General features: G+C 66.8%; 24 protein-coding genes. 12 read left to right on the top strand and 12 right to left on the bottom strand.

Annotated features, from left to right (window positions below):
* Positions 1–7 precede the first annotated feature (7 nt).
* Complete coding sequence (locus CXR29_RS02805; protein WP_127363825.1) at positions 8–970, bottom strand: EamA family transporter; 963 nt, start codon at positions 968–970, stop codon at positions 8–10.
* Positions 971–1042: 72 nt separating this feature from the next.
* Here CXR29_RS02805 and CXR29_RS02800 point away from each other — a divergent pair, with 72 nt between their 5' ends.
* Positions 1043–1948, top strand: coding sequence for a LysR family transcriptional regulator (locus CXR29_RS02800; RefSeq protein ID WP_241241569.1), 906 nt, complete (start codon positions 1043–1045; stop codon positions 1946–1948).
* Here CXR29_RS02800 and CXR29_RS02795 read toward each other — a convergent pair.
* The 3 genes from CXR29_RS02795 to CXR29_RS02785 form a co-directional block, all read right to left on the bottom strand.
* Complete coding sequence (locus CXR29_RS02795; protein WP_241241568.1) at positions 1945–2829, bottom strand: hypothetical protein; 885 nt, start codon at positions 2827–2829, stop codon at positions 1945–1947. The two genes, CXR29_RS02800 and CXR29_RS02795, sit on opposite strands and share 4 nt — an antisense overlap.
* Entirely contained in the window at positions 2826–3410 is a 585-nt protein-coding gene (locus tag CXR29_RS02790) for a hypothetical protein (protein ID WP_101554329.1), read from the bottom strand. Before CXR29_RS02790 ends, CXR29_RS02795 begins: the two co-directional genes overlap by 4 nt.
* A gap of 129 nt (positions 3411–3539) precedes the next feature.
* Positions 3540–4355, bottom strand: coding sequence for a DUF8083 family protein (locus CXR29_RS02785; RefSeq protein WP_101555960.1), 816 nt, complete (start codon positions 4353–4355; stop codon positions 3540–3542).
* Between the two features lie 127 nt (positions 4356–4482).
* Between CXR29_RS02785 and CXR29_RS02780 the strand changes: the two genes are divergently transcribed.
* Positions 4483–4692 (top strand): DUF3073 domain-containing protein, encoded by a 210-nt coding sequence (locus CXR29_RS02780; RefSeq protein ID WP_101555959.1) that lies wholly within the window; start codon positions 4483–4485, stop codon positions 4690–4692.
* 302 nt (positions 4693–4994) lie between these two features.
* Here the strand turns inward: CXR29_RS02780 and purM are convergent, their stop codons facing one another.
* From purM to CXR29_RS02765, 3 genes are read right to left on the bottom strand one after another with little or no spacing between them, the layout of a single operon-like run.
* Positions 4995–6092, bottom strand: a complete 1098-nt coding sequence (purM, locus tag CXR29_RS02775) for a phosphoribosylformylglycinamidine cyclo-ligase (protein ID WP_127363823.1) — start codon at positions 6090–6092, stop codon at positions 4995–4997.
* A 1-nt stretch (position 6093) separates the two neighbouring features.
* The gene (gene purF, locus CXR29_RS02770; protein ID WP_127363822.1) at positions 6094–7575 is read right to left on the bottom strand and encodes an amidophosphoribosyltransferase; all 1482 of its coding nucleotides are present in this window, start codon (positions 7573–7575) and stop codon (positions 6094–6096) included.
* Between the two features lie 44 nt (positions 7576–7619).
* Positions 7620–8099 carry a hypothetical protein gene (locus CXR29_RS02765; RefSeq protein ID WP_241241566.1) on the bottom strand — a complete coding sequence of 160 codons (480 nt, stop codon included), beginning with the start codon at positions 8097–8099 and terminating at the stop codon, positions 7620–7622.
* 189 nt (positions 8100–8288) lie between these two features.
* Here CXR29_RS02765 and CXR29_RS02760 point away from each other — a divergent pair, with 189 nt between their 5' ends.
* Positions 8289–9266, top strand: coding sequence for a universal stress protein (locus CXR29_RS02760; RefSeq protein WP_101555956.1), 978 nt, complete (start codon positions 8289–8291; stop codon positions 9264–9266).
* Between the two features lie 12 nt (positions 9267–9278).
* Here CXR29_RS02760 and CXR29_RS02755 read toward each other — a convergent pair whose 3' ends face one another.
* From CXR29_RS02755 to CXR29_RS02740, 4 genes are read right to left on the bottom strand one after another with little or no spacing between them, the layout of a single operon-like run.
* Positions 9279–10175, bottom strand: a complete 897-nt coding sequence (locus CXR29_RS02755; protein WP_127363821.1) for an EamA family transporter — start codon at positions 10173–10175, stop codon at positions 9279–9281.
* A 25-nt stretch (positions 10176–10200) separates the two neighbouring features.
* Positions 10201–11643, bottom strand: a complete 1443-nt coding sequence (locus CXR29_RS02750; protein ID WP_127363820.1) for an aldehyde dehydrogenase family protein — start codon at positions 11641–11643, stop codon at positions 10201–10203.
* Positions 11640–12041 (bottom strand): sterol carrier family protein, encoded by a 402-nt coding sequence (locus CXR29_RS02745; protein WP_127363819.1) that lies wholly within the window; start codon positions 12039–12041, stop codon positions 11640–11642. Before CXR29_RS02745 ends, CXR29_RS02750 begins: the two co-directional genes overlap by 4 nt.
* Positions 12041–13165 carry an asparaginase gene (locus CXR29_RS02740; protein WP_127363818.1) on the bottom strand — a complete coding sequence of 375 codons (1125 nt, stop codon included), beginning with the start codon at positions 13163–13165 and terminating at the stop codon, positions 12041–12043. Before CXR29_RS02740 ends, CXR29_RS02745 begins: the two co-directional genes overlap by 1 nt.
* A 33-nt stretch (positions 13166–13198) precedes the next feature.
* Here CXR29_RS02740 and purD point away from each other — a divergent pair, with 33 nt between their 5' ends.
* The 9 genes from purD (at position 13199) to purQ (ending at position 24226) form a co-directional block, all read left to right on the top strand.
* Positions 13199–15439, top strand: a complete 2241-nt coding sequence (gene purD, locus CXR29_RS02735; RefSeq protein ID WP_127363817.1) for a phosphoribosylamine--glycine ligase — start codon at positions 13199–13201, stop codon at positions 15437–15439.
* Positions 15440–15786: 347 nt separating this feature from the next.
* Positions 15787–17499 (top strand): amidohydrolase, encoded by a 1713-nt coding sequence (locus CXR29_RS02730; protein ID WP_127363816.1) that lies wholly within the window; start codon positions 15787–15789, stop codon positions 17497–17499.
* A 15-nt stretch (positions 17500–17514) separates the two neighbouring features.
* On the top strand, positions 17515–18702 hold the full coding sequence (locus CXR29_RS02725) for an ABC transporter ATP-binding protein (protein ID WP_127363815.1): 1188 nt from the start codon (positions 17515–17517) through the stop codon (positions 18700–18702).
* A 1-nt stretch (position 18703) separates the two neighbouring features.
* Positions 18704–19867: a polyamine ABC transporter substrate-binding protein gene (locus CXR29_RS02720; protein ID WP_164742761.1), complete on the top strand. Its 1164-nt coding sequence runs from the start codon at positions 18704–18706 to the stop codon at positions 19865–19867.
* Positions 19864–20799 carry an ABC transporter permease gene (locus tag CXR29_RS02715; protein WP_127363813.1) on the top strand — a complete coding sequence of 312 codons (936 nt, stop codon included), beginning with the start codon at positions 19864–19866 and terminating at the stop codon, positions 20797–20799. The genes CXR29_RS02720 and CXR29_RS02715 overlap by 4 nt, the downstream gene beginning before the upstream one ends.
* 1 nt (position 20800) lies before the next feature.
* Positions 20801–21664 (top strand): ABC transporter permease, encoded by an 864-nt coding sequence (locus CXR29_RS02710; protein WP_025780532.1) that lies wholly within the window; start codon positions 20801–20803, stop codon positions 21662–21664.
* 36 nt (positions 21665–21700) lie between these two features.
* The gene (locus CXR29_RS02705) at positions 21701–23122 is read left to right on the top strand and encodes an NAD(P)/FAD-dependent oxidoreductase (RefSeq protein WP_127363812.1); all 1422 of its coding nucleotides are present in this window, start codon (positions 21701–21703) and stop codon (positions 23120–23122) included.
* Between the two features lie 115 nt (positions 23123–23237).
* Positions 23238–23495: a phosphoribosylformylglycinamidine synthase subunit PurS gene (gene purS, locus CXR29_RS02700; RefSeq protein ID WP_025780534.1), complete on the top strand. Its 258-nt coding sequence runs from the start codon at positions 23238–23240 to the stop codon at positions 23493–23495.
* Positions 23492–24226, top strand: coding sequence for a phosphoribosylformylglycinamidine synthase subunit PurQ (gene purQ, locus CXR29_RS02695; protein WP_101555944.1), 735 nt, complete (start codon positions 23492–23494; stop codon positions 24224–24226). Before purS ends, purQ begins: the two co-directional genes overlap by 4 nt.
* Positions 24227–24401: 175 nt before the next feature.
* Here the strand turns inward: purQ and CXR29_RS02690 are convergent, their stop codons facing one another.
* Entirely contained in the window at positions 24402–26108 is a 1707-nt protein-coding gene (locus tag CXR29_RS02690) for a hypothetical protein (protein WP_127363811.1), read from the bottom strand.
* Positions 26109–26142 lie beyond the last annotated feature (34 nt).

Raw genomic sequence — 26142 nt, 5'->3', positions numbered from 1 at the left:
ATACCTGTCAGCTGGCCTTGATGGAATCGCCTGCGTCGGAATCCTCCGCTTGCGCGCTCACCGGCACGGCAACCTCGGCGGCGGCGAGAATACGGGCCCCCTTCGCAGCCTTGAGACCCGCTCCGAGGACACCGATAATGACGAGGGCTGCTCCGCACAGCTCCCCGAGGCTCACTCGCTCGCCGAGGAAGACGAATGCCGCGCTCATCCCGACCACAGGAACGAGCATCGAGAACGGTGCGACGACGCCGGCCGGGTTGCGCGACATCAGCCACGACCAGATGCCCGAACCGAGGATCGTCGCGATGACCACGGTGTAGAGCAGTCCCGCGATCGCGAGCAGCCCTGTCGGCGTGGTCAGTCCCGAAAATGATGCGCCGATCCTCTCAGGTCCTTCGACGAGGAGGGAGAGGACGAGCATCGGCACGGGCGGGACAGCGGACATCCACATCGTCAGCTTGATCGGCTCGGTCGAATGGGACTGCCGGTTGCAGATATTGCCGATCGCCCAGCCGAAGGCGCCGGCGAGGGTGAGGAGGAAGGGCAGGAAGCTCGCGTTCGAGTCGAAGCGCTGCCAGCCGACGACGGCGAGCCCTGCCATCGCGACGAGCAGAAAGGTCATCTGCGAGCCGCGGACCCTCTCGCGCAGGAATGTCATGCCCAGCAGCACCGTGAATGGGCCCGAGGCTTGGAGGACGAGGGACGCGAGTCCCGCGGGCATGCCGGCGGCCATCGCCCAGTAGAGGAAGAGGAACTGCAGCAGTCCGAAGCCGAGTCCGTAGCCGATGATCCACCGGAGCCCGACGTCGGGCTTCGGTACGAAGAGCAGCGCGGGGACCGCGAGCAGGGCGAAGCGCAGAGCGACGAGGAAGAAGGGCGGGAACTGGGCCAGAGAGAGATCGATGGCGAGGAAATTCAGTCCCCACATCACCGCCACCGAGGCGGCGAGCAGACAGTGCTTGAAGGACATGGCCCCATTCTCAACCGCAACCATTATGAAGCACAATCGCAGAGTGCTTCATCGACTCTGTAGCATGACTTCATGGTCATCGATCCGAAGCATCTCGAGCTGCTGCGCCTGTTCGACGAATACGGCAGCGTCACCGCTGTCGCCGATGTCACCCATCGCTCCCCTTCGGCCGTCTCTCAGCAGCTGAGGCAGGCCGGGAGCGAGATCGGCCACGCTCTGGTCGAACCCGCCGGTCGCGGACTCACGCTCACCGCCGCGGGACGGCTGCTCGCCCACGGTGGTCGGGACGTGGCCCGCACGCTCGCCCGGGTGCAGGCCCAATGGGAGGGCCACCTCGGCGAAGCTGTCGGAGAGATCACCCTGGCCGGACTGCCGAGCGCGCTCACCCACCTCCTCCCCGATGCGCTGCGCAGGCTGCGGGAGGACCACCCGCACATCGACCTGCGCATGGACGATGTCGACCTCGCCGAGCACGAATTCGCGGGACTGACCCGAGATGTCGATATCGTCGTCGCACACAGCCTCGTCGCCGAACGCCCCCTGGGCACCGACGGACTCACCGTCGTCCCGCTCGCCCGCGAACCCATCGACGTGGCCCTCGCCATCGGCCATCCGCTTGCCGATCGCGCCGAGCTGACCCCGGACGATATCGTCGATTGTCGCTGGGTCGGAGTGCCCCGAGGATACCCCTTCGACACGATTCTCACCTCGATCGAGCATCTCACCGGTCGCGACCTCGACGTCGTCCAACGCATCCGGGACAACCGGCTCATCGAAGCGATCGTCGCCTCCTCGGACCAGGTCGCGCTCCTCCCCCGGTTCACGACGCCGCGCGATGTGGGACTGTCACTGGTGCCGCTGACGGGGGTGACGACGACACGCTGGATCGTAGCCGTGATGCGTCCGGACACGGCCGAACGTGTCGCGGTGCGCGCTGTGATCAGCGCGCTCAGCCGGGTCGACGACGCCGCGGATTAGGCGGTGCCCGTGCTGGTGAAGCGCTTGGGCACGAGCTTCTCCAGGGGCAGGAACGCCGCCCAGCAGATGACGGTCGGCAGGAAGTGGATGCCCAGCGCGAGATACGTCATGAGGTGGAAGAGGAAGAAGAAGGCGACGGCCCCGTACAGCCACTTGCCCTTGAGGAACAGCACAACCGGCGAAAGGAACTCGAAGACGAGTGTCGCCCACTGTGCGGCGATGAGGAAGCCGGGCATCTCGAGGAACGGCTTCGACCATTCGGCGCCGCGCCGCATGAGCGCCCAGATGATGACCGCCCCGTTGGCCCAGTGGGTGATGTTGCCCGAGGCGATCCACTTCATCACCACCGAGTAGAAGTAGGTGAGCACGACCGCGATCTGCACGACGCGCAGTGCCCAGCCTGCCCGCGCCGAGGCGGTGCCGAGGTCCCGAAAGCGCGCCGTTCCGACCGTCGGCAGGACGAAGGCGGCGATGACGAGCGCCATATGATCATGAGCGACGTAACCGTAGCCCTGCGTGTAGAACATCCACGCACCGAAGCTGATCGCCACGGCCCACCCGCTGAGGCGCTGGAGGATTCCTGCGGCGGCGAGGAGGGAGAAGACGATGATGAGGGTGAGCAGGATCTGCGCGCCGAGGACGCTGACGGCTGGGATGTGGAGGAACCTTGCCAACCACAGCGGCTGATAGAACTCGGGTGTCCAACCGTGGGCGATGACGTCACCGGAGATCGTGAGCACATCGATGATGATGAAGACGTAGATGAAGACGCGGAACACGGCCACTCGGGCCAGGGGGACCGCGGGCATGAACCAGCGGAGGACCGGATTGGTGGGGGTCGCCTCGGCGGGGGTGGCCGTCAGGGTCGGTGTGCGGCTCATCGGACCTCCCATGTCGCCAGTGTCGTCTGTTCGGGTTCACCGACGGCGAGGCCGTCCTGCAGCTGCGTGGTGGTGCGGCAGAGGATCATCGTCTCCGGTTTCGGTTCGTCCGGATGCAGCCGGATGTACGAGTCGGCCATCGACTGCAGGAGTTCGGGGTGGGCGATGACCCGATCGAGCTGGGATTCGACGTCACCGCGTTCAATGCCGACGGTCGCGGTGTTGAACCCGAGGCGGCGCGGTTCGTCCTCGCCGGGGAACTGGGCTTCGAGGCACGTGGAGTTCACGGTGCCGTTGAGGTCTTTGGCGGTGGCGTACTGGGTGAGCGATCCGAGCGGGAAGAAGTCATTGGTGTTGAGGAACTGTCCGCAGGTGAGGATGACGAAGGCAATCGCGGGCACGACGATGCGCCAGCCGATGGAGACCTTCGACAGCGGTGTCACCCGCGTCGCGGGCTTCGGGGAACCGGTGGGCGCGGCAACGGCGGTCGCGGACTCACCGGAGGCGGACGATGCGGCAGGATCGGGCCTCTGAGCAGCGGGGTCCTGGCTTGTCAGGAGGCGGCGCTTCTTCTCTTCCATACGCTTACAGGACTCGTCCTCTCGGGTGCGGCTCGTTCGCAGACAATCCTATCCGCCCCAATTGCTACCTGAGGGCGGCTGAGCAACCTCGCGCGAGGTTGCTGGGCCGCCGTCGGGTAGTAAGAGGGGTCAGGAGCTGCGGGCGTAGAGGTTGAGCTGCTCCCAGCCGGCCGCATACTTCTGGAAGGCGGCGACCGCGGACTCGGAATCGTTGTTGCTCAGTGCCGTGACCCACGAGTCGACGAGTTCCGCGGCTTCGCTCGGCCACAGCACATCGGACATCCCGCCGAGGTCGAGCTCGAGGATCGAGTTCATATCGAAGGTGTCGATCCACTCGGCCAGAACCGAGGTCTGCTCGACCATATCGACGACCTTCGAGGTGTCCGCAATCGTCTCCGAGGCCCATTCCATCCGCGCCGAGGCGGCCAGGATATCCGTACGGATGAGCACCCGCAGGCCCTCGTCGGTCTCCTCGGTGATGATCTGATCCTCGGTCAGGGAGAAGAACAGCCACCACGACGGCGGCACGTCCCAGGCAGAGACGCGGGTGAAGATCCGCGTGTCCTTGGCATCCTGCAGCCACTCCGCACGACGGCTGGCAGCACGCCGGCGAGCAGACTTCGGAGCGACGATGTCCAAGGTCGCCTTCGAGGTGTGCTCGGCCAGCGAATCGAGCGCCTCCCACCCCCGGATGTCCTCCTGAGCAGGGCAGAAACGGTCGACCCCGTCCGCGGTCTGAGACGCCGGAAGGAAGATCGGAGTGCGCCGAAACGAATCAGCCACGGGCGACGGGGGCAGAGAGATCAAGCGCTTGTCAGCGTCGTGAGAAATCTGCTCCTCGATGCGTGACCGGTTGTCCTCCACCTGCCTGTCTTGCAATTCGGAATGCACCACAAGAGGTTCGAAGATCCGCAGGGTGACGACATAATCGCGACGGTAAGCCATGGGTTCAGCCTATCCAAGGTCCACTCACAAAATGGAACTTCCCAGTATGAACAGGTAGGATTTAAGCGCATAGCAGAGATCTAGTCCGGGGCAATCGGTCCCATCGACGACGGAGGGGGTCACGCCAGTGGGTCGCGGCCGCGCAAAGGCAAAGCAGATCAAGGTAGCTCGGAAGCTGAAGTACTACAGCCCGGATACCGACCTTAATAGACTCCAGCAGGAGCTGGGCGCCGACGCGAGCAAGTCCGGTCCGTCCGATCCGTACGACGATGAACCCGACTACTCGGATTACGCCGACAAGTACAATGTCGACGATGACGACGAGGACGAGGACTGAACTCGGATGAGTCCAGCCGCGCACGGCTGATCTGACACGCACAGAGGGCGGGGACTTCGGTCCCCGCCCTCCGTCGTACGCCCGGGCATCCCTCGCCGAGGCGGCCGTGCCCTCACGCGCATCACGCACCGTTGCGTGTAATTCCTCCACTCCCGCGGCCATCACACACCGGAAGCAGCACACCCCCGTGCAGGAACACGAGGGTGTGATACTAACAGTGTGAGAAGCCCCTGCGCCGAGGGTGTGAGAGTTTCGGTGAGGGAAGCCGCGCAGCAAGGTGCGGGGCACGGCGACCGCGGCCCTTACTGCAGGATCGCAGCACCCCCGTCGACGCCTTTGGCGCCCTGCACATAGTAGGGATCGGTCGCCAGAGATCCGTCATCGGCGGCGACGTCGCCGAGCACCCAGGCTCCGGGGCTCGCGGCGAGGACACCGTCGGCGGATGCTGCGTCGACGACGAGGACCATGCCGACGCCGAGGTTCCAGGTGCGTTCACGGTCGCCCTGCGGCACTCCGCCGAGCTCGCCGAGCACGGAGAACACGGCCGGGATCTCCCATGAGGCCCGCGACATCCTCGCGACCAGACCCTGCGGAAGCACCCTGGCCAGATTGGCCGACAGTCCCCCGCCGGTGACGTGCGAGACCGAATGGACGGCATCGGGCAGTGCGTCGAAGAGAGCAGCGAGTTCGCCGGTGTAGACATGGGTGGGAACGAGCAGCTCCTCACCGAGGGTGCGGCCGAACTCCGGGACCTGCCTGTCCAGGCCCCATCCCGCCTCGGCGATGATGTGGCGGACCAGGGAGTATCCGTTGGAGTGGATGCCCGAGGACGGCAGACCGATGAGCACGTCCCCGGCGCGGACCTTCTCCGGTCCGAGCAGCTTCGAAGCCTCGACGACACCGGTGGCGGCACCGGCGACATCGTATTCGTCCGCCCCGAGCAGACCCGGGTGTTCGGCGGTCTCCCCGCCGACCAGTGCGACACCGGCCGAGGCACAGGCATCGGCGATTCCCCGCACGATATCGGCGATGCGTTCGGCCACGACCTTGCCGCAGGCGATGTAGTCGGTCATGAACAGAGGGCGGGCGCCACAGACGATGATGTCGTCGACGACCATGCCGACGAGGTCGTAGCCGATGGTGTCGTGCTTATCCATGGCCTGCGCGATGGCGACCTTCGTACCGACGCCATCGGTCGACGAGGCGAGCAGCGGACGCTCGAAGTCCTTGAGCACGGAGACGTCGAAGAGTCCGGCGAATCCGCCCATCCCACCGACGACCGAGGAGTTGTGGGTGGCCGAGACCGCAGCTTTCATGAGCTCGACGGCGCGGTCTCCGGCCTCGACGTCGACGCCGGCGGCGGCATAGGTAGTGGACTTCGGGTTCGCTTCGGAACTCAACTCAGCATCCTTTGTCGGCGGGTGTGTTGTTGACGGGAATCGGGTACTCGCCCGAGAAGCAGGCGGTGCACAGCTGGCTGCGCTCCTGCTCGGTGGCGGCGATCATGCCGTCCAGAGAGATATAGCCCAGAGAATCCGCGCCGAGGTTGTCCTTGATCTCGTCGGTCGTCAGTCCGTTGGCGATGAGCTCGGCCCGAGTCGCGAAGTCGATCCCGTAGAAGCACGGCCACTTCACCGGCGGGGAGGAGATGCGCACATGGACCTCGGCCGCTCCGGCCTCCCGCAGCATGCGGATCAGGGCGCGCTGAGTGTTTCCGCGCACAATCGAATCGTCGACGACGACGAGGCGTCGACCTTCAATGTTCTCCCGGATCGGGTTGAGCTTGAGGCGGATGCCCAGCTGCCGCAGGGTCTGCGAAGGCTGGATGAAGGTGCGTCCGACATAGGCGTTCTTCATCAGCCCCTGGCCGAACGGGATGCCCGAGGCCTCGGCATAGCCGACGGCCGCGGGGGTTCCGGATTCCGGGGTGGCGATGACGAGGTCGGCGTCGACCGGGTACTCCTCGGCCAGCTGGCGGCCCATCTGCGTGCGCGCGGCGTGGACGTTCTTGCCGTTGAGCTTGCTGTCGGGACGCGCGAGGTAGACGTATTCGAAGACGCAGCGAGCTTGGCTCGGTTCGGCGAAGCGGTGCGAACGCAGACCGTCTTCGTCGATGGCGATGAGCTCACCGGGTTCGATGTCGCGGACGAACTTAGCACCGACGATGTCGAGTGCCGCGGTCTCCGAGGCCACGACCCAGCCGTTCTCCAGCCGGCCCAGCGACAGGGGTCGGACCCCGTGCCGGTCACGGGCTGCATAGAGGGTGTGCTCGTCCATGTAGACCAGCGAGAACGCGCCTTCGACATGCGGCAGCAGACTCAGCGCCGCCTCGGTGAGGTTCTCTCCGTCTTCGGTCGCGAAGAGCTCGGTGACCAGGGAGGTGTCATTCGAGGAATCACGGAAGGGCCGGGTGCGGGCCGACTTCTTCGTGGCCTCCTCGACGACCTTCGTCGCGTGGTCGCGGCGGGCATCGGCCATGGCTTCGAGGGCGTCGAAGTTCGTCAGATTGCCGTTGTGGGCCAGCGCCACGGTGCCGAATGGGGTCGGCCCCAGGGTGGGCTGAGCGTTCTCGAACGACGGTGATCCGGTCGTCGAATACCGGGTGTGGCCGACGGCGATATGGCCCTGCAGGAGCTCGAGATCGCGTTCGTGGAACACCTGGGAGACCAGGCCCATGTCGCGGTAGATGAGGATCTGCTTGCCGTTGCTGGCAGCGATTCCCGCGGACTCCTGTCCGCGGTGCTGCAGGGCGTAGAGCCCGAAGTATGTGAGTTTGGCGGTTTCCTCGCCGGGGGCCCAGACTCCGAACACACCGCATTCGTCCTGCGGTCCGCGGTCCTGGGGGTCGATTTCGTGCGTCAGCTGCCCGTCTCCTCTTGCCACGAGTGAAATTGTCTCATACCCGCAGCTGCGCTCTGACCCGGTGCTCAGACTGTGGAACCGGGGGCCGAATCCCGTCCGGTTCCCACATCGTCCTCGTCGTCGGCTGCGGGCTGAGCATGCGTATCGTCTGCGGGCGCGGACTCCGTGTTCGCCGAGGCGGCCGCACCTTCGTCGGCACCGGCATCGGGGACCTCCCCGCGGGCTTCGGCGATGCGACGGCGCGCGATCTCCTTCGGGTCGTCGACCATGTCGATCTGCGCACCGACCCGGAACTCCTTCGACTTCTTCCGTCCCCGCCAGTCGAGGATGAGCGCGACGAGCCCACCGAGGAACAGTCCGCCGATCCCGAGGACGAGCAGCAGCAGGCCCAGTCCCTTGGCCACCGTGTAGCCCATCGGCATATCGGCCGGGTCGACGAAGACCGCGAGGATTCCAGCAAGCACGATGCCGAGCACCGCGCCGATGCCCATGAACACCGGGTACTTTGGGCTGCGACGGACGGAGACGTCGATCTGATCCTTCATGATCTCCTTGGACACGTGGCCTTGAGGCCGATGAAACGCCGGGATGGCCCCGGAACAACAGGTCGCGAACAGTCTAGTCGAGTCAGCTCGATGTTCCTCCCAGGCAGTCTCAGGCCAGTTCCCATAAACTGGACACAACTAAACTGGACTCACCCAGATTGACGGTCACTGAAGATAGAGGTTTGCGATATGTCCCACACGATCATCGTCGGCATCGACGGTTCCGACAACGCCGAATGCGCCCTGCAGTGGGCGATCACACACGCACAGAAGACCTCCGCAGAGATCCGCATCGTCTCCGCCTACACCGTCCCCGGCGTCAATATGAGCCAGGCCGATATCGTCTACCCCGCCGACTTCGACAGCGCCGTGAAGAAGACCGTCGAAGACATCGCCGAGGCGGCCGCCGCCACCGTCACGAAGGCCGGCGTTCCCGTGTCGACGACGATCGTGCCCGGTGACGCCTCCGGAGTGATGGTCGAGCATTCGAAGAACGCCGCCCTCGCCGTCGTCGGGGCGCGCGGTCGCGGCGGGTTCGCCGGTCGCCTCCTCGGGTCCGTGGCCCTGGCGATGCCCGCGCACTCGCAGTGCCCCACCGTCGTCGTCCCGAGCACCTGGCCCACCCGGGTCATGCCCACGACTCCCCTGCCCGTCGATGATCCCGTCCGCACGACGGATGATCCTGCCGCCGAGGCGGCGACCGGTTCACGCCCCGACTTCTCCGGGGAGGTCGTCGCCGCCGTCGATCCCTTCGAAACCGACACCCCGGTGCTGCGCGCAGCGGCCTCGCAGGCCACGATCTACGGTGTTCCGCTGCGCCTCGTCGGGGTCACCGCCACGCACATCCTCTCGCCGGAGTGGATGCCCAGCGAAGAGCATCTCATCCGGATGTACGACGAAGCGGCGAAGGCCTTCACCGCCGCAGCCGATTCGCTCACGACCGATTTCCCCGACCTCGAGGTGCGGTACTCGATCTTCGATGCTCCCGCCACCGAGGTGCTCGTGTCCGCCACGTACACCGCCGATCTCATGGTCATCGGCTCCCGTGGCCGCGGCGGCTTCATCTCCACCATCCTCGGGTCGACGTCGCAGGGCGTGCTCTCGCACACCGTGTGTCCGGTGCGGGTGGTGCGGGTCAACCGCCGTCAGCCCGGCCGTCGCCGCTGAGCCGCAGCCCCGTCAGCCGAGTGCGATGAGCCCGATGCCTGCGACCACGACGAGGGCACCGACGAGTTTGAGCAGCACGTTCCTCTCCCCGAAGAACCACCAGGCCAGCAGGGTGCCGACGATGATCGAGGTCTCCCGCACGGGGGCTACGAGCGCCACCGGCGCCTGCTGCATCGCGTAGAGGACGAGCACATACGCCAGGGGCGAGAGGATCGCCACGGTCACGAGTGCCCGCTTGTGGTTCCTCAGGATCTCACGCAGGTCCGCACGCCGGTCCCGACCTCCGGGCAGGGTGAACGCTCCCGCGGTCATGATCACTCCGACACAGGCTTCGGAGACGGCGAAGTACAGCAGCGGGGAGTCGCTGACATGGTTGACCGCGAAGTCGTCCCAGAGCGTGTACGAGGCGATGAACGCCCCGATCAGCCCACCCCACGCCAGGCCGCGCCGCAGACCGTCGCTGCTGGTGGGACCGTCCCCGCCGCCGCGGGGGCGGATCGTGACGACAGCGATTCCGGCGATGACGGTGAAGGCTCCGAGCCCCTCGGCGAGGGTGGGACGCTCACCCAGGAGGGCCACGGCGATGATGATCGTCACCACCGGCCCGGTGCCGCGCGCCGTCGGATAGACGACGCCCAGCGGCGCGTGGTCGTAGCCGGACTGCAGAGCCACCGAGTAGGCGATGTGGAACACCGCGCTCAGTGCCGCCGCGCCGACCAGCCCCCAGTTCAGCGGCTGCGCGCCGGTGGCGATGATGACGGCTGCGACCGGGGCGAGCAGGATCGCCGAGAGCCCGTGGTAGCCGAGCACGAAGGCAAAGCCCTTGCCGGTGACGGACTTCGCGGCGAGGTTCCACACGGCGTGGGCGATCGCGGCGATGAGGACGAGCCCGAGGACGGGGAAGGTCACCTCAGCACCAGCCTCGTCGGCACCGTCACAGCTTGATGGCGACGGTCTTCGTCTGCGTGTATTCGTCGAGGGCTTCGATGGACTTCTCGCGCCCGTAGCCGGACTTCTTGAACCCGCCGAAGGGCAGTTCGACTCCCCCGCCGGCACCGTAGGTGTTGACGAAGATCTGACCGGCGTCGACCTCGGCGGCCAGCCGGTGGGCACGGGAGATGTTCTGCGTCCACAGAGCCGTGACCAGCCCGTAGTCGGTGCCGTTGGCCAGGGCCACGGCTTCATCGTCGTCGGCGAACGGCAGGGTCACGACGACGGGACCGAAGACCTCCTCCTGGGCGATCCGCGACTGCGGGTCGACGGAGTCGACGATGGTGGGGGTGATGAACGCCCCGGCGGCGAGGTCGTCGGCCAGGCCGTCGGGCCGGGTGCCGCCGGTGACGATCTGCCCGGAATCGACCTCGGAGAGGAACCCGCCCACCCGATCGTGCTGCTTGGCCGAGATCAGGGGGCCGAGCATCGGGTCGTCGAGGCCGTAGCCGATGGTCACGGCCGACATGGCCGCGGCCATCTTGTCGACCACCTCGGCGTGGATGTCGCGGTGGGCGATGAGCCGGGATCCGGCCGAGCAGGTCTGCCCGGCGTTCTGGATGATCGAGCGCACGAGCGATGGGATCGCCGCATCGATATCGGCATCGGGGAAGACGATGTTCGCGGACTTCCCACCGAGTTCGAGGACCGTGGGCACGACTCGATCGGCGGCGGCGTGGGCGATGGCCGAACCGGTCTGCGTCGATCCGACGAAGCCCAGGTGCGCCACCCCGGGGTGGGCGCTCAGTGCCGCTCCCGCCTCGGCGCCGAGGCCGGTGACGACGTTGAAGGCTCCGGCGGGGAAGCCGACGGAGTGGATGAGTTCGGCCAGTCGCACGGTCGACCGCGGGGTCTCGTCCGCGGGTTTGGCGACGGCGCAGTTGCCGGTGGCCAGCGAGGTGGCGGCGGCGCGGCCGATGAGCTGGAGCGGATAGTTCCAGGCCACGATGTGGCCGGTGACGCCGAAGGGCTCCCGCCGCGTGTAGACGTGCATGTCCTCGGCCAGCGGGATCGCGTGACCGTAGTAGGACTCGATGGTGTGGCCGTAGAACTCGAAGTAGCGGGCGCACACGTCGACGTCGGCATAGGCCTGGGTCAGCGGTTTGCCCGTGTCCTCGGATTCGATGCGGGCCAGATCGTCGCGGTTGGCGGTGATGACGGCCGCGGTGGCGATGAGCAGACGGGAGCGCTGTTCGGGGCTCGAGCGCTTCCATTCCTGCTGCGCCTTCGCCGCCACCCGCACGGCTCGGTCGACCTCGTCGGCTCCGGCGCGGGCGATGTCGCCGAGCTGGCCGCCGGTCGCCGGGTCGATGTTCGCGTAGGTGAGCAGGGACGGCACATGCCGCCCGCCGATGAACGACGTCGTCTGTGTGATCTGTGCGCTCATGCTCGGGCCTCGAGTTCTGCAGGCGTGAAGAGGGGCAGGAAATCGCCGAGGTCGGCTCGGGTTCCCGAGGCGTCGATGTCTCCGGCGGCGAGCGCGGTGGCGAAGTCGGTGCGTCCGGTGGCCAGGCTCAGCCACACCTCGGCGGAGGTTTCGACGACGTTCGGCGGGGTGCCGCGGGTGTGCCGGGGTCCGGCGATGCACTGCGTGACCCCGAAGGGCGGGACCCGGACCTCGACGCTGTTGCCTTCGGCGCGGGAGGCGAGTTCCTCGAGGGTGAAACGCACGGCGGTGGCGGTGGTCGACCGGTCGGCCGGGGCCGCATCGAGCCTCGCCTGGGTCAGCCACATCTCCACTGCACTGCGCCCCTGATCGGGGTCGATCCTTCTGCGAATCGCCATCAGTCCCTCTTCCTCTCACCGATTGTGGCAATATCTTCCCCGAGCTCCAGGCGTCCGACAACGTCCGTCCGCCCCTCGGAATCCGTGCCCCCGGTGACCGTGTCCGTGATCGCCGCGATCACGGAGTCGACCGTGTCGTCCTCCGGCGCCGAGGCGGCTCCCGGCCCGGCAGCGAACGCTCCGGCCCGCTGGAGCAGGGTCAGCGCCACGAGCCCGGTCGCCCGCGAGGACCCGTCGAGGCATTTCACCGCCGCCGAATACCCGGTTCGGGTGGCCATGACGATGACGCCTTCGGCCCCGCCCTTGGCGAAGACGCCGAGCCGGTCGATGACGGTCGAGTTCGGTCGGCCGTGGCCCTCGATCGCCCACGGGTCGGCGAAGACCGCCTCGGTGAGGGTGCGCGCCTCGTCCTCATACGCGGCCCATGCCTCTGTTGACGCCTCGGCGGCGCCGTCGGTGCTGCCCATCCGGACGACGCGGCCGACCGCGCGGGCCAGTCCGGTGAGGCTGAGCGCGAACACGGGAGCCCCGCAGCCGTCGATGCCGACCGCGGACGGGTGCTCGGAGGCGAAGGCGGCGACCACCTCGGCGACCTTCTGCTGCACGGGATGGTCCGGGGACAGGTAGGTGGAGGTGTCGGCACCGATGGCACGGGCGGCGGCGAGGAACGCCGCGTGTTTGCCGGAGCAGTTGAAGTACAGAGGCGAGCGCGGGTCGGTGTCCGCATCTGAACGAGCCCGTGCACGCTCCTGCAGTTCGCGGCGGAAGGCTCCGTCGGCGGGATGGGCGGACGGGCACTGCAGGTCGGACACGCTCAGCCCGGCGGCCGCGAGCATCGATTCGACGACCTCGACGTGCCCGGCCTCGGACTTGTGCGAGGCGGTCGCCAGGGCCGCGGCAGGACCTGTCAGCTGCGCGCCGAGGCTCATCGCGGCGATCGCCTGCAGCGGTTTGAGACTGGAACGGGTGAACACGGCTGCCTCCGGGGCGCCCAGGCTGATCAGCGGTGATCCGTCCGGGGCCAGGACCACGGCGGATCCGATGTGCCGGGATTCGATGAACCCGGAGCGCTCGACGACTGCGAGCTCGGCGGCTTGGGCGGGAGTGAAAGTCGAGAGGGTCACGCACTCAAGCCTACGACCCTTTAGGCTGGTGGCGTGAAGGTTCTTGTCATCGGTTCGGGCGCCCGTGAACACGCCCTCGTCCTTGCTCTCTCACGCGACCCGCAGGTCGACGCCGTCATCGCCGCTCCCGGCAATCCCGGGATCGCGCAGATCGCCCACACCGAGGCCGTCGACGCCTCGGATGCCGCCGCCGTGACCGCGCTGGCCGAGACCCTCGACGTCGACCTCGTCGTCATCGGGCCCGAAGCCCCGCTGGTCGCCGGTGTTGCGGATGCTCTGCGCGAAGCCTCCTTCCCCGTGTTCGGCCCCAGCGCGGACGCCGCACACCTCGAAGGCTCCAAGGCGTTCGCGAAGGAGGTCATGGAGTCCGCGAACGTGCCGACTGCCCGCACCGTCGTCGCCTATTCGACCGATGAGGCCGCCGCCGCGCTGCGCGAATTCGGTGCCCCGCACGTGGTCAAGGCCGATGGCCTGGCCGCCGGCAAGGGAGTCGTCGTCACCGATGACCTCGATGCCGCGCTGGCGCATGCGAGCTCCTGCCTCGAGGTCTCCGATCGCGTCGTCATCGAGGACTACCTCGACGGCCCCGAGGTGTCCCTGTTCGTCCTCTGCGACGGCACGACCACCGTCCCCCTGGCCCCGGCGCAGGACTTCAAACGCATCGGCGACGGCGACACCGGCCCGAACACGGGCGGAATGGGCGCATATTCGCCGTTGCCATGGCTGCCCGCCGGCACGGTCGAGGAGATCGTCGACACCGTCGCCCAACCCGTCGTCGATGAGATGGCCCGCCGCGGCACCCCGTTCACCGGTCTGCTCTACTGCGGTCTGGCGCTGACGTCGAAAGGCCTGCGCGTCATCGAGTTCAACGTCCGCTTCGGCGATCCGGAGACGCAGTCCGTGCTCGCTCGGCTGGCCAGCCCCCTGGGGCAGACGCTGCTCGCCGCCGCCGAGGGCCGCCTCAACGAGGTCGAGGCCCTCGAATGGGATCCGCGCTCCTCGGTGACCGTGGTCATGGCCGCCGAGAACTACCCGGCCACGCCGAGCACCGGGGACATCATCCGCGGGCTCGACACCGCCGCGACCCTGCCCGATGTCAGCGTCCTGCACGCGGGCACGAAGCTCGCGACCGGCCCCAGCGGCGGGTTCGCCCCCGAGGACGCCGTGATCACGAAGGACATCGCCGAGACCGGTGACATCGTCACCTCCGGCGGCCGTGTGCTCTCCGTCGTCTCCCTCGGTGACGACCTCGACGATGCCCGCGCGAGGGCCTATGCCGCGGTCGACGAGATCGCATGGGACGGCGAGCAGCATCGCACCGATATCGCCGAGGCAGCCGCCGCCGGGCGCATCGAGCTCGCTTCCGGCTACGCCGCCCCCGCCCCGGTCGCCCCGGTGCTGCCGGGCTGGAAGCATGTGTATTCGGGGAAGGTCCGCGACCTCTACATTCCCGCCGACGCCGCCGATGCCGCGAGCGCCGAGCAGCTGCTCATGGTCGCCTCGGACCGCATCTCCGCCTACGACTGGGTGCTCGATTCGGAGATCCCGGACAAGGGCAAGGTGCTCACCGGCCTGAGCCTGTGGTGGTTCGATCAGCTCGCCGATGTCATCGGCAACCATGTCATCAGCTCGGATGTGCCGGCCGCCGTGGCCGGGCGCGGGCTGATCGTGCAGAATCTCTCCATGTTCCCCGTCGAGTGCGTCGCCCGCGGCTACCTCACCGGTTCGGGAATGTCCGACTACCGGGCCACCGGGTCCGTGTGCGGCATCCAACTGCCGGCCGGGCTCGTCGAGGCCGACCGCCTCGAGCCCCCGATCTTCACTCCGGCGACGAAGGCCGAGCTCGGAGACCACGATGAGAACGTCAGCTTCTCCGCCGTCGCCGAGACCGTCGGGACGGAGACGGCGGAGAAGCTGCGCGATCTGACCGTGGAGATCTACCAGCGTGCCGAGCAGATCGCCCGGGAACGCGGGATCATCCTGGCCGATACGAAGTTCGAGTTCGGAGCCTTGTCCGATGGCACGATCGTCCTCGGCGACGAGGTGCTCACCCCTGACTCCTCTCGCTTCTGGGACGCCGCGGGCTATGAGGTCGGCAAGACTCAGTCGAGCTTCGACAAGCAGTTCGTCCGCGACTGGCTGACCGACGAATCCGGGTGGGACAAGGCGTCGGACACTCCTCCCCCGGCACTGCCGGCCGAGGTGGTCGAGAAGACCCGCGCCCGCTATATCGAGGCCTTCGAGAAGCTCACCGGGGAGACGTTCCCCGCCTGAGACCCTGCGCGCCCCAGAGCGCCAGCACGTGAGCCGCGGGGCACCGACGCACAGTCGGTGCCCCGCGGCTTCGTCGTTCCCAGAGACTCCCCGGCCACCTCGCGCCCGCTGTCGCCGACAGCCGAGCCGCCAACAACTACTGTGCGAATATCGCGGAATGAGACGCTGATTCAGCATCACTGGCAATCTGCATTGCAGTTTCCATCAACATAGCCGCAATTCGGCAACGGAATCAGTGGAATCGGGGGAGAACTTCCGCTAAGGTGACCTCACAGTGATCCACAACACACTCAGAGAGCGGACTCTGCGATCCGCCTCTGCCACGACACAGCAGCCGGGAGGCACCGATGGACCTCGACATCCTCGACGTCGCGATCTTCGACGGTGAGGCTCTGCGCCCCGAGGATCGCGTGAGCATCCGCGACGGGATCGTCGCCGAGATCGGCACCGGTCCCGCAGCGGTGCCCGCCGCGCGCACGATCACCGCCGCCGGCAAGCTGCTCACTCCCGGATTCGTCGATGCGCATGTGCACACGACCTTCGGCGGCCAGGAGGCCCTGGCCTGCGATATCAGCGGAGCCGACAGCCTCGAGGCGGCGCTGCAGATGATCCGCGACTATGTCGCCGAGACGCCCCGTCATGACGGCGCGACCGACCCTGCGAACGACTGGGTCATCGGCGGCGGTTGGTCGATGGCCCACTTCCCCGGAGGAGACCCGAGTGCCGACATCCTCGACGCGGCCTGCCCCGATCGGCCCGCGATCCTGCTCAGCGCCGACCACCATTCGGCATGGGTGAACACGCAGGCGATGACCGCGGCCGGACTCGACGAGACGTCGACGGCCCCTGCCGGCGGCATCATCGTCACCGATTCGACCGGTCGACCCACCGGGTGCCTGCACGAATCGGCCATCGACCTCGTTTCAGCCCACGTTCCCGCCGCCTCCGACGAGGAGGTCCTGGCCGGCCTGCGCGAAGGCCAGCGCTATCTCAACTCCCTCGGTGTGACTGCGTGGATGGACGCCATCGTCGGCGACTACGGCGGTCACCGCGACCCGTACGGCACCTACGCCGGGGCGGCGGAGACCGGCGAGCTCCATTCCGAGGTCGTCGGCAGCCTGTGGTGGCCGCGCGGGGTCACCGACATCGACGCCGAGGTGGCCCGACTGACCGATCTCGCCCGTGCCGACGGACGCTTCCGCGCCACCTCGGTGAAGTTCATGCTCGACGGGATCGTCGAATCCCGGACCGCGGCGATGACGACCGAATACACGTGCACCTGCGGCGGCTTCGGAACGAGCTATTTCACGAAAGCCCACCTCGAGGCCTCGTTCGCGGCCCTCGATGCGGCCGGCTTCGACATCCACTGCCATGCGATCGGCGATGCCGCCGTCAAGGCCGCCCTCGACGCTTTCGAGGCCGTCCGCAGCCAGGGCACGGCCGGCACCGGGACGACCGGCGCAGCTGACACCGGCGAACGCCGTCACCATATCGCCCACGTCCAGGTCGTCGATCCCGCCGATGTGCCGCGCTTCGCCGAACTCGGCATCACCGCGAACCTGCAGGCGCTGTGGGCCTGCCATGACGAGCAGATGATCGACCTCAACTTACCGTTCCTCGGTGCCGAACGGAGCGGCTGGCTCTACCCTTTCGGTTCTCTCAACCGCACCGGCGCCCATCTGGCGATGGGCTCGGACTGGCCCGTGTCGACGGCGAACCCGTGGGAGGCGATCCATGTCGCGCTCAACCGCTCACACCCGACCGCCGCGGACGCCGCTGCGCTGCTGCCGGACGAGGCGATCGACCTGACGACGGCACTGCGTGCCTACACCGCAGGCTCGGCCCACCTCCTGCGCTCGACCGACAACGGCCGCATCCGACCGGGGCGGCCGGCGAACCTCGCCCTGGCCAGCGCCGACCCCTTCACACTGCCGACGACCGACATCGCCGGAATCACCAACGTTCTGACGATCTGCGACGGCCGCATCGTCCACGACGCCCTGCCGCCTCAGACACCGACCACCACGTCCGCACCGACCACCACCGGCTCAGCCCGCTGACGACGAAAGGCCATCATGACCAGCACAGCCACCTCGGCGCCCTCTGCGGAAACCGGACTCGACCACCTCGAGATCCAGGGAGTGAAGAAGGTCTTCGGCGACAACACCGCCATCGAACGCCTCGACTTGAACGTCCGCAAGGGCGAGTTCCTCTCCCTGCTCGGTCCCTCCGGCTGCGGAAAGACCACCCTGCTGCGGATGATCGCCGGCTTCGAGACCCCCACCGACGGGGCGATCCTGCTCGGCGGCAAGGACATCGTGTCCCTGCCGCCGCACCGCCGGCCGGTCAACACGGTGTTCCAGTCGTACCTGCTCTTCCCGCATATGAACATCGCCGACAACATCGCCTACGGACTCAAGCAGGCGAAGGTTCCGAAGCCGGAGATCGCCCAACGGGTCAGAGAGGCCCTGGCACTCGTCCAGATGGAGGACTTCGCCGGACGCAGACCCGAACAGCTCTCCGGCGGTCAGCAGCAGCGCATCGCCCTGGCCCGGGCGCTCGTCAACCGCCCGCAGGTCCTCCTCCTCGACGAGCCGATGTCCGCGCTCGACCGGAAGCTGCGCGAGGAGATGCAGCTCGAACTCAAACGACTCCACACGAGACTCGACACGACTTTCGTCTTCGTCACCCACGACCAGGACGAGGCACTGGCGATGAGCGACCGCATCGTCGTCATGTACGACGGGGTCATCCAGCAGATCGGGACCGGTGAGGACATCTACGCGAATCCGCACAACGGCTTCGTCGCCGGCTTCATCGGCAAGCAGAATTTCATCTCCGCCGAGGTGGCGTCCACCGATGCGACGACCGCGACCCTGCGCACGGCCAACGCCGTGCTCACGGCCCCGACGCTGACACTCAGACCGTCCACTGCTGCCGGTGAACCCCGTGATCTCACCGTCGGCGACCGGGTGCGCGCAGCCATCCGCCCCGAACGGATGCACGTCGCCCCGGCCGGCGAGGCCTCCGGGGACGCGAACACGGCACGCGGCGCGGTGATCTCGTATTCGTTCTTAGGCGACGTCATCCAGTACATGATCGTCGTCGGCGACAACGACGAGATCCTCGCTCGCGTCCCCGCCGCCGGGCGGGAGCCGATCAGCGCCGGCACCGAGGTGGAGCTGAGCTGGGACGCCGACGCCGTGACCGTGTACGACCGTGAGCCTGGCCTGCCGGCCGCGGCCGTCGAGGGCGGTGCCTGAGATGGCCCGCACACGACCCGATGTGACATTCCTGGCCCCGCGGGCCGCCTCGGCGAGGTTGAGCCGGCGAGCGCTGCTGGCCGGATTCGGTGTCGCAGGCCTCGGCGCACTGAGCGCGTGCGGAACGACCACGAAGATGGCGGCGTCGCCGCCGACCGACGGCAAACTCGAATCGAAGCTCAACCTCTACTCGTGGGGCGACTACGATGCTCCGGAACTCATCGAGACGTTCAAATCGAAGTATGACGTGCTCGTCCAGGTCGACTCGTACGGATCGAACGAGGAACTCGCCGCGAAGCTCTCCACCTCACGGGGCACCTCCGGCTACGACGTGGTCGTCCCGACGGGATCGAACGTTCCGCAGATGCTCAACCATGATCTGCTCCAAGAACTCGATCTCTCGCTCATCCCGAACTTCGAACACATCGACGACAACTTCAAGAACCAGTACTTCGACCCGGACAACACGTACACCGTCTGTAAGGCCTGGGGCACGACCGGCTTCGTCTACAACACGACGAAGATCGACCGTGAGCTGACCAGCTGGCAGGACTTCGTCGACGCCGCGCAGAAGGAAGCGGCCGGCACGACGGCGCTGCTCGAGGACCCGTGGGAGGTCTCAGCGATCGCCTTGGCCGCCATGGATGTCAGCCTCAACACCGAGGACGAAGACGAACTCGACCGGGCTCGGACGATCGTCGTCGACCAGCTGGCCCCGAACATCAAGGCCTATATCGGCAATGCTGCGACCGGCATGATCCAAGGCAGCTTCACGATGCTGCATGCGTTCAACGGTGACGCCCGGCAGGGACTGTCGGAGGTCAAGGACCCGGAGAACTGGAAGTTCGTGTTCCCGACACCGTCGGCGAACCTGTGGACGGACACGTGGGCGATCGCCACCGGTGCTCCGCACCCGGACTCCGCCCACGCCTTCATCAACCACATGATCTCCCCGGACACGGCCGTCGAGCAGCTCGACTACATCGGCTACCCGATCGGCACGAAGGGGCTCGAAGAGCAGGCGGTCAAAGCCGACCTCGACGAACGTGACCTCATCTTCCCGGCCCAGGAGGTCCTCGACCGTCTCGAACCGAGCAAGCAGACCCCGGCCGATCAGATCCGCACGAAGATCTTTGCCGACGCCCAGGCCAGGAGTGGAGCATGAGTACAACCACGACCACAGAGACAGCCAGGCGCGGGCTCTCCCCGCGTTTCTTCGGCCCGGCGGCCATGTCGTTTCCGACGTGGGCCTATGCGCTGTTCTTCTTCATCGTTCCGCTGGCACTCATCGTCTTCTACAGCTTCGGCTACAAACCGGATGAGTTCACGGCTATCGCCACCGACCGGCTGTCCTTCGACCGCTACCCGGAGGCGATGAGCGCAAGCTTCGTCTCCACGTTCTTCGCGACCCTGCGGATCTCGATCGTCGGCACGATCCTGTGCCTGCTCATCGCCCTGCCCTTCGCCTACTGGCTGGCGGTCAAGGTCTCCCCGGCCCGCCGTTCCCTGGCCCTGGCTTTGGTGATGGTGCCGTTCTGGACGAACTTCCTCGTCCGCACCCTCGGTTGGCAGATCATGCTCTCCCCCGACGGGTTCCTGTCGAACTGGCTGCAGGGTCTCGGGCTGCTCGATGGACCGCTGGACATCCTCTACACCCGCTCGGCCGTGCAGATCGGCGTCGTCTACAACTATCTGCCGCTGATGATCCTGCCGCTGTTCGTCGCCATCGACGCCTCCGGCAAGAAGCTGCGGGAGGCCAGCTACGACCTCGGCGCGGGGAAGGTGAAGACCTTCATGCGGGTGACGCTGCCGATGGCCATGCCGGGAGTCGTCTCCGGCTGCCTGCTCGTGTTCATCCCGCTCAACGGCGACTACGTCACGGCAACCGTCCTCGGCGGGGCGAGCGGCTCGATGGTCGGGCAGCTCATCGCCAATCAGTTCAACACCGCACAGAACTGGGCTGTCGGAGCGGCCATGGCGATGATCCTCATCATCTCCACCTTGGTCGTCGTCGGCCTCGGATTCGCGCTGCTCAAGCTCGGGCAGGCGATCGCGGCCAAACTCAACAGTGTTCCGCTGCAGGACGGGAGGGCCTGAGATGCCGAAGAAGAACACGTTCGCACGTCGGACACCGACCGATATCGCTCTGCACGTCTGGGGCATCATCGTCTTCGTCTACCTGTTCGTGCCGATCGCGGTGATCATCGCCTATTCGTTCAACAACGGCAAGGTGCTCGCGAACTTCCGCGGTTTCGGCCTGCACGCCTACATCAGCGGCATCAACAACGACATCATCGTCTCCTCCATCGTCACGAGCCTGCAGGCGGCCGTGGGCACGGCCATCGTCTCGACGATCTTCGGCACCCTCGGCGGGGTCGCTCTGGCCAGGGCGCGAAGGGGCGCATGGTGGGCGCTCGGACTGACCGCGATCCTCGGTCTGACCCTGGTCACGCCCGAGATCGTCGACGGCATCTCGTTCCTGCCGTGGTTCGTCACCGTCGGCGTCGACTGGGGCATCACCCCACTCAACAACGGTCTGGTCAGGCTCATCATCTCGCATGCGATGTTCTCCATGGCGATCGTGACGTTCATCATCAGGGCCCGACTCGCCGGCATGGACACACAGCTCGAGGACGCCGCCGCCGACCTCGGTGCGACACCGTGGAACCGGTTCAAGGACATCACCCTGCCGATCGCGGCTCCCGGCATCCTCGCCGGTGCCCTGATGTCGTTCACCGTCAGCCTCGACAACACGATCCTCTCGAGCTTCGTCCAGCAGCCGGGCTACACCCCGTGGCCGGTCTACATCTTCTCCGCCGTGCGCGTGGCTCTGCGCCCCGAGGTCGCGGCGATGTCGACGGTGATGTTCGTGCTCACCCTCGCCGCCCTCGGCTTCGTCGGGTTCGTCCTGCGCAAGGCCGGCGGCAACGCCACCGAGATCATCAAGACCATGGCCGCCTGAGAGCTGCCGACTGCACCATGAAGAAAGTGAAGTGACATGGACGTGCATCCCGCATTGGCCGACGCCTCGACCATTCCGTTCTGGCTCGATACCGACCTCCGCCCGCAGCCGCTGCCGCCGCTGGTCGAGGACCGCGAGACCGACCTCCTCGTCGTCGGCGGCGGGTTCACGGGTCTGTGGACGGCGCTGCAGGCGAAGGAACGGGACCCGAACCGTCGGGTCGTGCTCGTCGAGGCGAACTCGATCGGGTGGGCCGCCTCGGGGCGCAATGGCGGATTCTGCGCGGCCAGCCTCACGCACGGCTACGACAACGGGAAAGCCCACCTGCCGGAGGAGAACGATCGGCTCGCGCAGCTGGGCCGGGAGAACCTCGACGCCGTCGAAGCCGCGGTGGCGAAGTACGGAATGGACGTCGAGTTCGAACGCACGGGCGAACTCGACGTCGCCACCGAGGACTACCAGGTCGCCGAGCTGCGGGAGGCCCACGATCCGGATTCCGGTTTCGTCTTCCTCGACCAGCAGGAACTCGCGGAGATCGTCAAGTCACCGACGTACAAGGGTGCACTGTGGGATTCTCGTGAGGTCGCGCTGGTCAATCCGGCGAAGCTGTGCTGGGAGCTGCTGCGCGTCATCCGCGAACTCGGGGTCGACGTCTATGAGGGCACGAAGGTCACCGATGTCAGCGATGCGACGTCGACCGTGCGAGTCCAGACCCGCGTGACCGCGGAGACGATCGAGGACTGCGCGGCCGCTCAGTGCAGTACGATCACGGCGAAGCGGGTGGCGTTGGCGACGAATGTGTTCCCGTCCCTGCTCAAGCGGGTGAGTCTGCACACCGTGCCCGTCTACGACTATGCGCTGATGACCGAGCCTCTGACCGATGAGCAGATGGCCGCGATCGGGTGGGAGGGCCGCCAGGGCATCGGCGACTGCGCGAATCGCTTCCACTACTACCGGCTGACCGCGGACAATCGGATCCTCTTCGGAGGCTGGGACGCCGTCTATCACTTCGGACGGAAGGTGTCGTGGAAGTACGATCAGCGGCCCGAGACCTTCGAGACCCTCGCCGAGCACTTCTTCGAGACCTTCCCACAGCTGGCCGGACTGAAGTTCACTCACAAATGGGGCGGACCGATCGACACCTGCTCGCGGTTCTTCTCGTTCTTCACCAGCGCCTACGGGAAGAAGGTCGCCATGGCTGCCGGGTTCACCGGGCTCGGCGTCGGTGCTTCCCGGTTCGCCGGCACGGTCATGCTCGATCTGCTCTCCGGCGAGGACACCGAGCTGACAGGGCTCGAGATGGTGCGCAAGCTCCCCCTGCCGTTCCCTCCCGAACCCGTGGCCTGGTTGGGCATCAAGCTGACGACGAATGCGCTGATCAAGGCCGATGAGAACGAGGGTCGGCGCGGCCCCCTGCTCAAGGTCCTCGATGCGGCGGGCATGGGCTTCGACTCGTGAGGGCTCCGGCCTGTCCGGCGACCGGACCGCGGGCGGGGAATTCGGCCGTGGTTGGTAGACTCTGAGTGAGCGCGGGAGGAACTCCCGAACACTTTCACAAAGGAGCAGTACACGCATGGCACGTGTCGTCGTTGAGGTGATGCCCAAACCCGAGATCCTTGACCCGCAGGGCAAGGCGATCTCCGGCGGACTGACCCGTCTGGGCTTCACCGGGTTCGGTGAGGTTCGTCAGGGCAAGAGGTTCGAACTCGAGGTTGACGGCGAAGCCACCGAGGAGGTCCTCGCCCAGGCACGCGAAGCCGCAGAGAAGCTTCTGTCGAACCCCGTGATTGAAAACGTTGTGGCCGTCCGCGTGGCCGAGGACGCATCGTGACCGCTGTCGCTGCTGATCCCACCGCCTCAGCTGCCGAATCCGGCGTCTCCGTCGGAGTCGTCACGTTCCCCGGAACGCTCGATGACCGTGACGCGGCTCGAGCCGTGCGCCTGGCCGGTGCGAACCCGGTGAACCTGTGGCATGCGGATTCGACTCTGTCCGGAGTCGACGCCGTCATCCTGCCGGGCGGATTCTCCTACGGTGACTACCTGCGCTGCGGTGCGATCGCCGGATTCGCTCCGATCATGGAGTCCGTCGTCGCTGCGGCGAATGCCGGTATGCCGGTGCTCGGCATCTGCAACGGCTTCCAGATCCTCTGCGAGTCCCGTCTGCTGCCCGGTGCCCTCATCCGCAACGATCACCAGCACTTCATCTGCCGCGACCAGGACCTGGTCGTGGAGAACGCGAAAACCGCGTGGACGAGCGACTACGAGCGGGGTGAGACGATCCGCATTCCGCTGAAGAACGGCGAGGGCGGGTTCGTCGCCACCGACGAGGTGCTCGATGAGCTCGAGTCGACCGGACGCGTGGTCTTCCGCTACCAGGGCTTCAACCCGAACGGGTCTCTGCGCGACATCGCCGGAATCACGAACGAAGCAGGCAACGTCGTCGGTCTCATGCCGCACCCCGAACACGCCGTCGAGGCCGGTTTCGGCCCCGAATCCGGCGGTGGAGTCGACGGTCAGGGGTTCTTCTCCTCGGCCGTGCGCACACTCGTCGCCCAGGGCTGAGACCGCCCCCGGAACATGGTCCGGCTTTGCTCGGAGATGCATCAGGCCCCGAACTCGGTTCTCTGCGAGTTCGGGGCCTGAGCCGTTGTGGCCGGAGAGCTGTGTCGCTTTCGCCGCCACCTTGGTCACCGTCGGGCCGGGTGCAGTCACCATCCCGACGGGCCACCGGCCGCTGTCAGCTCCAATTCTTCCGGCGGGCCAGTCCGATGGCTGCTCCACCGCCGAGGATGAGCAGGGCGCCTGCCGTCAGGCCGGTGAGTTCGGCACCGGTACGCGGCATCGACGAGCCGCCTGCGGATCCGCCGGCTTCGCCGGACTCTCCTCCGTTTCCGCCGCCGGATTCACCACCGGTCACGACGAACTTTCCTGACCTGCTGACGTCCATACAAGCGGCGACGACGTGGTACGTCCCGACGTAGTACGCGGGATCGTCCCCGAGGCCATAGACCTGGATTCCGGCTGTGCCATCCTGATCAGCCGTTGCCGTCTGCTCGTAGAGCTTCTCGCTCTTGTCACCCGAGTACACCTCGAAATGCGCATCGGCGTCCGCCGCGCAGTCGGTGAGCGTCATCTGTACGCCCTTGTCTCGGTCGATGAAGTCCACTCCGGAGATTCGTTCGGGACTTATCGAGAGCGTCGGGTCGATGACGCTGCCGTCATCGGTGACCGTGAACGTGGTCTCGGCGCTCTTGTCACCGCAGGTGGCTGCGACGGTGAAGTCACCGATCCAACCGGTGCCGCCGTCACCGTCGGGGACGAACCGTACGGATCCGGCCGTATCTTCACCGGCGTCTTGGGTCTCTTCCCAGATCACGGTGTCGGGGTCTGTCGCGGAGCTCACCTGGAACGTCACCTCGGAGTCGACGTGGCAGTTGACGAGGGTGATGTTGACGCCGTTCTCGAGGAAGTCGGCCAGCTTCTGGCTCTGTGGAGTGACGCTGAGATCCGCATCGGTTCCGTCGTCGTTCTCAGTGACCGAGTATGTCGTCTCTGCGGTCATGTCACCGCATTCTGCGCTGACCACGAAGTCGCCGATCCAGCCGTCGCCACCGGTGCCGGGCATGAAGGACGCCGAGACCGAACCGTCGTCGCCGGCGGTCTTCGTCTCTTCCCAGATGTTCGTGTCCTCTCCCTTGCGGACGATGGTGACTGTCACCTCTTCGCCCGGTTCGCAGCTGCTCACGGTGATGTCGACACCGTTGTCGAGGTAGGAATCGATCGTCTGGCTCTGCGGGTCGACGCTGACGGTCGCATCCGAGTCATCGTGGCTGTCGGTGATCTCCACGCTGCCGGTGAAGGTCTTCGACTCCTGCCCGTCGCGGGCGACGACCACGGTGACGTCGACGACATCGCCGACCTTGAGCGCGGTGTTGCCGCGGAGCTCACCGTTGTACGTTCCGTCGCTGTCGACGGTGGTGGAACCGTTCTCGCCCGGTTCGGCGGTGACGGTATCTCCTGCCTTGAGGCCGGTGATCGTGTAGGGGATGGCTTCAGCTGCCTCGTCGACCGGCATCGTCGACCGGTCGAGGGAGAACGAGGCATCGATCGGGGTTGAGTCCTCGGTCGGTTCGCCCGAACCTTCGCCAGGATCGGCCGCCTCTTCACCGTCACCGGGATCGGCCGCGTTCTCGTCGCCGCCCGGATCAGTCGAGTCCTCCCCGTCACCGGGTTCGGCAGGTGTGCCGTCGGTGCCGGGACCAGCGTCGTCACCGGGGCCTGCGGGAGGATCCTCCGGACCCGGGGTTTCTGCGTCGCCGTTTCCTGTCGCCGGTACGACCGTTGCGTCCGCTGCAGAGTTGTCGTCGGCCAGCGCGACCGCCGGACTCAGTCCTCCGATGGAGAGTGCCAGTGCGAATGTTGCCGCCATTGCCAAGCGTCTCATGATGGTCCTTCCAGAGTTCTGGCCGGTTGCCGTC

This window comes from Brevibacterium linens (assembly GCF_003999335.1).
Classification (GTDB): domain Bacteria; phylum Actinomycetota; class Actinomycetes; order Actinomycetales; family Brevibacteriaceae; genus Brevibacterium; species Brevibacterium linens.
This window is presented reverse-complemented; position numbering and strand designations above follow the sequence as displayed.